Origin of the sequence: Saliniramus sp. (assembly GCF_035311605.1) — a bacterium.
Lineage (GTDB): Bacteria > Pseudomonadota > Alphaproteobacteria > Rhizobiales > Beijerinckiaceae > Saliniramus.
In genome coordinates, this window is sequence record NZ_DATGCW010000126.1 from 1 (window position 1) to 3,992 (window position 3,992).

Genomic DNA, 3,992 nt, shown 5'->3' on the forward strand with positions numbered 1-3,992 from the left:
GGGCGCATTGATCGCCCAAGTGCTGCGCGCGAGCCACGCCCATGCCCGCTTCACGCTGTCAGGTCTCGACGAGGCCCGCGCCATGCCCGGCGTGGCCGCGATCCTGACGCATGCCGATGTCGCCGATCTGGGCGACCTGCCCTGCCCCGGCGCCGTGAAGAACAGCGACGGTTCGAAAATGCCGGTCCCGCCCTACCCCGTCCTGGCAAGCGACGTTGCCCGGCATGTCGGCGACGCGCTCGCCTTCATCGTGGCCGAAACCGCCGATCAGGCCCGCGACGCGGCGGAAGCGGTCATGGTTGATTACGATCCCCTCGACCCTGTCGTCGGCATTGAGGGCGCCCGCGCGGAGGGCGCTTCGCTGGTCTGGCCGGAGATCGGCACCAATCTCGCCTTCGATTCGCATCACGGCGATTCGCAAAAGACCGAGAAAGCCTTCGCCAGGGCGCATCGCACCGTCGCGCTCGACATCGTCAACAACCGCCTGATCGCGAATTTCATGGAGCCGCGCGCCTGTATCGCAGAATACGATGCTGCGCAGGAGAGCTGGACGATGACCGTCGGCAGCCAGGGCGTCCACGATATCCGCGACACCATCGCCGACCATATCCTGAAGGTCGATCGCGCGAAGCTGCGCGTGATCACACCGGATGTGGGCGGCGGCTTCGGCACCAAGATCTTCGTCTATCGCGAATATCCGCTCTGCGCCGTCGCGGCCCGCGTCACCGGGCGCCCGGTGGCCTGGATCGGCGAGCGCGGCGAGCATTTCCTCGGCGATGCGCAGGGCCGCGACAACCTCACCCGCGCCGAAGTCGCGCTCGACCGGCGCGGGCGCTTTCTCGGGCTGAAGATCGACATCGCCGCCGACCTCGGCGCCTATCTTTCGCAATTCGCGCCCTTCATCCCTTGGGGCGGCGCGCGCATGTCTCCGGGCTGCTACGACATTCCCGCCGTGCATGCGCGAGTGCGCGGGTATTACACCAACTCCCCGCCGATCGACGCCTATCGCGGCGCCGGGCGCCCGGAGGCGGCCTATGTCATCGAGCGCCTGGTCGAGCATGTTGCCCGCGAGATCGGCAAGAGCCCGGATGCGGTGCGTGCGCTGAATTTCATCAGACCCGAAGCGATGCCGCACACAACGCAAGTGGGTCGCACCTATGATTCCGGTGAATTCGAAGCCGCCATGCGCCGCGCCATGGAGGTGGCCGACTGGGTCGGGTTCAAGGAGCGCGCGCGCGCCTCGAAGAAGGCGGGCAAGGCGCGCGGCATCGGGATGGCCTCCTATATCGAGGCCTGCGCCGGCGGCAGCCCGGAGCGCGCCGATATCAGCATGCAGGCGGATGGCAGCGTCGAGGTTCTGATCGGCACGCAGTCGAACGGCCAGGGCCACATGACGGCCTATGCCCAGCTCGTCTCGCAACATTTGGATCTGCCGCTGGAAAAGATCATCGTCATCCAGGGTGATACAGCCCTGATCGAGACCGGCGGCGGCACCGGCGGCTCCCGCTCGGTTCCCGTCGGCGGCGCGGCGGTGGACGGCGCCTCGCGCGAACTCGCCCAAAAGCTCCTCGAGGAAGGCGCGCGGATGCTCGAAGCGGCGGAGGGCGATGTCGAGATCAGCGACGGCACCGTGCGCGTCGCAGGCACCGACAAGGCGATCGGCTTCACCGAAATCGCCGCGCAGGCCGCTGATGCGGGCACATCGCTGAAGACGCATTTCAAGTGGAAGCCGCCGGAGGCGACCTACCCCAACGGCACGCATATCTGCGAGGTCGAGATTGATCCGGAGACCGGCGAGACCGAGATCCTGCGCTATACCATCGTCGACGATTTCGGCATGACCATGAACCCGCTCCTCCTTGCCGGCCAGGTCCATGGCGGGCTGGCACAGGGGATCGGCCAGGCGCTGCACGAGCGCGTCGTCTTCGACGAGAGCGGCCAGCTTGTCACCGCCTCGCTGATGGATTACCGGCTGCCGCGCGCGGCGGATCTGCCAAACTTCCATTTCGAGACGCGCAACGTGCCCTGCGCCACGAATGCGCTCGGCATGAAGGGCGCGGGCGAAGCGGGCACGATCGGCGGCACCCCGGCGGCGATGAACGCCGTCGTCGATGCCCTGTATCGCGCCTACGGCATCAGGCATCTCGACATGCCGGCCACGCCCGACCGCGTCTTCGCCGCGATCAGCTCCGCCCGCGATAGCGCTCCGGGCGGTGGTTAAGCGCGAGGATCATGTTGAGAACGCCGGCGCCGAGCACCGAGAGCGCGAGCTTGTCAGGCGGCAGGTGAAAGGCGGCGGCGACGAGGATGGTGAGATCGACCCCGAGCAGGACATAACCGGCGCGCAGGCCGAAGCGCTCCTGCAGGTCGATCGCCACGAGGTTGACGCCACCGAGCCCGGTACGGTGGCGAAACAGCACGAGCAGTCCCACACCGGTCACCGCGCCGCCGAACACGGCCGCATAGAGCGGCTCGATCGCATCGACGCGCACCCATTCAGGCGTATACCGCGTGAAGACCGAGACAAGACCGATTGCGAGCACGGTCCGCAAGGTTGCGGCCAGCCCCAGACGCCGCAGCGCCAGCAGAAAGAACGGCACGTTGATCAGAAAGAAGATTACCGGGAACCCGTAACCGCTTGCATAATCGAGCAGAAGCGAGAGCCCGGCGAGCCCGCTTGTCAGGATTTCCGCCTGCGCATAGAAGGTGATCCCGAGCGCGACCAGCAGGGTCCCGATCACCAGCGCAATCGCGTCTTCATACAGCCGATGACGCTCTTTTACCTGCACGGGATCGCCTTCGTCCGATATTGCCCGCATTTTCATCACATGATCCTCTGCAATGCAGAATATGTTGCAATGCAGCGTGAGAATGCAAGCCCCATGCCGAAAAAGCGAGACGTGTACAACTCTGAATTGATAAACTATCCCTCAGACCCGCATCCATCCGAAGCCGGCATCGCCTCAATGCGCGTGATTGCCGTTGAGCAGAATATGCGCGGGCACGGTGTCTGCCCCATCGAGGAGGTCCCCCGTCGTCGGCTCCGTCCAGCGCAGGCCGATGATCGCCGCCTCGCGCGCTCCGGAGATCAGATTGCCCGTGATCTGAACGCGCCCCACGCCATCGACGACCGACACGGCGAGGCCGTAACCGCAATCGCGCAGCACATTGTTGGCCGCACTGACGTCGCGCAGATACGGCCCGTAGCCGAGCCCGATTGCTGCTGCCTCGACATCCTCGACGACATTGCCGGTGATCGCGGCGTCAGCCTCGGCATAGATGCCCATACCGTAGAGAATCTCGCCGGTGAGCGGATCCGGACGGTGGAAGCTGCCGCGCACGATATTGCCCGAGATCACGGCCAGCCGCCCGGTATCGTTGAGATTGGTCGAGACGATTCCGTTCGCCGCCCGCTCGACGATATTGTTGGCGATGACGCAGCCCTCGAATGCGAATTCCGTGAATAGCCCCACCTCGCCGAAATCGGCACAATTGTTGCCGATCATCTGCACCCGGTCACCGGCATTGTTGCGAATGGCAGAGAAGGCGCATTCGCGGATCACGTTGTCGGAGACGATCACGCCACTCGCGCGGAAGACGTTGACGGCATTACCGTATTCGCCCGACCCGCCACTCGCCGCGCCGATCCGCTCGATCCGGTTGCCATGCACGCGCGTGCCGTCATCACCCTTCGACGAGCGCCAGACCAGGATCCCGTTATCGGTGCAATCGCGGATGACGTTGCCGGTGACGGAGAGGCCGCGCGAGTCGTTGGCAAAAACGGCAATGCGCGCGCCGCTGATCGCGCATTGCGCAACGAGGCCGCCACAGCCGCTGAGATCGAAAGCCGTGCCGGCTGCGCCGTCGACCGCGATCTCCAGCAACCGGCAATCAGCGACCTGCTCGAGCCGGAGGAGCGGCGCAGCATGACCGGAAGCACCTTCGAAGCCAAAGCCCGCGAGCCGCACATGCGCGAGATCGCGCCCGTGAAG

General features: G+C 65.6%; 3 protein-coding genes. 1 reads left to right on the forward strand and 2 read right to left on the reverse strand.

The genetic code is table 11. From position 1 onward, the window contains the following. A partial coding sequence (locus tag VKP01_RS06300; RefSeq protein WP_324411312.1) for a xanthine dehydrogenase family protein molybdopterin-binding subunit occupies positions 1-2,221 on the forward strand: 2,221 nt, incomplete at its 5' end. Here VKP01_RS06300 and VKP01_RS06305 read toward each other — a convergent pair. Continuing rightward, on the reverse strand, positions 2,184-2,825 hold the full coding sequence (locus VKP01_RS06305; protein WP_324411313.1) for a YitT family protein: 642 nt from the start codon (positions 2,823-2,825) through the stop codon (positions 2,184-2,186). The two genes, VKP01_RS06300 and VKP01_RS06305, sit on opposite strands and share 38 nt — an antisense overlap. Before the next feature lie 138 nt (positions 2,826-2,963). Continuing rightward, a partial coding sequence (locus VKP01_RS06310; RefSeq protein WP_324411314.1) for a TIGR03808 family TAT-translocated repetitive protein occupies positions 2,964-3,992 on the reverse strand: 1,029 nt, incomplete at its 5' end.

Bases quoted from the DNA above. Each gene is read 5' to 3' on its own strand.
- VKP01_RS06305 (WP_324411313.1), bottom strand. From the start codon at position 2,825: ATGAAAATGCGGGCAATATCGGACGAAGGCGATCCCGTGCAGGTAAAA.